Origin of the sequence: Streptomyces sp. NRRL F-5650 (assembly GCF_000721365.1) — a bacterium.
Taxonomy (GTDB): Bacteria; Actinomycetota; Actinomycetes; order Streptomycetales; family Streptomycetaceae; genus Streptomyces; species Streptomyces ardesiacus.
Map to the genome: position 1 here is coordinate 1 of NZ_JOGV01000135.1, position 1,026 is coordinate 1,026.

Consider the following 1,026-nt stretch of genomic DNA (forward strand, 5'->3'; position numbering starts at 1 on the left):
CCCCGGTACTGCCCGCCCCGCCCTCGGCCGCCCCGAGGCAGTCCGCCCCGGGCCGCCCCGCCCCGAAGGCTGAGGGGGCCCCCCCCGCCCCCGCCCCGACTGAGCAGGGCGCCCCCGCGCAGCCCGCCCTCGACGAGCAGCCCGCCGCCCCCACGACCGAGGGCGGCCCGGCCGCCGAGGGCGACGCCCCGCAGGACGGGGAGCGGCCGCCGACCCGCGCCGAGGTGAAGCAGAAGATTCGCGCCCTGTACGACACCCTCGACGCCCGGCCGGGCGAGGGGCAGATCGTGCGGCTTCTCGAAGTCGAGGCAGACCGCGGCTACCCGTACAAGTCCCGCCGCCACGCGCAGGCGCTGCGCAAGGAGATCGAGACCGACGAGCCGCAGCTACTCGAACGCGGCACGGACAACGTCCGCGCGCTCACCGGCTCGTGACGCTCCGACTGTGACTGCGACTGCAGTCACAGTCGCACCCTCACCCCCTCCCACCCGCGCGAACACCCCCGCACACCCCGATCACACCGACTGCAGTCGCAGTGAAGGAGTCACGGTGTCCGACACCGAAGCACCGCCCGCACCCGCTGCGGCCGAGCCCGAGACACCCGTACAGGCGCCCGTCGAGGCACCCGAGACGCAGCCCGCCCCCACACCCGAGCCCGACGACGACCAGGTCGACGACGAGCCGCAGCCGCGCAGCAAGCGCCGCCGCGGCGTGCCGATCGAACCGCTCGTCATCGGCGCCACCAACAGCACGGCCATGGCCGCGACCGCCGCCTATCAGGCGGCCGGCCCGGTCGGGCTCGCCGCCGCCGCGGGCGGTGCCGTCGTCCTCGCGGCCGGGGGCGCCCTGCAGCGCCGCCGCACGGTGCGCCGCCGCACCACGACCGGGGCGGGGCGCACCCGCGCCGGGGGCGCCCTGACTAGGGGGCGCGGCCGGGGCGGGGTGGCCGCCCCCGGGTCAGGGCGGGGCGGGGCGCCCCGGGCGGCCGGTACCGGCAGGGCGCCCTCGGCGGGGCGGGGCGGGGCG

General features: G+C 78.9%; 2 pseudogenes. Both read left to right on the forward strand.

The window, feature by feature from the left end:
• Nucleotides 1–434 (forward strand): annotated as a pseudogene (locus IG88_RS0137745) (hypothetical protein); the annotation flags it as partial.
• 115 nt (nucleotides 435–549) lie between these two features.
• Nucleotides 550–1,026: pseudogene (locus IG88_RS0137750) on the forward strand (hypothetical protein); the annotation flags it as partial.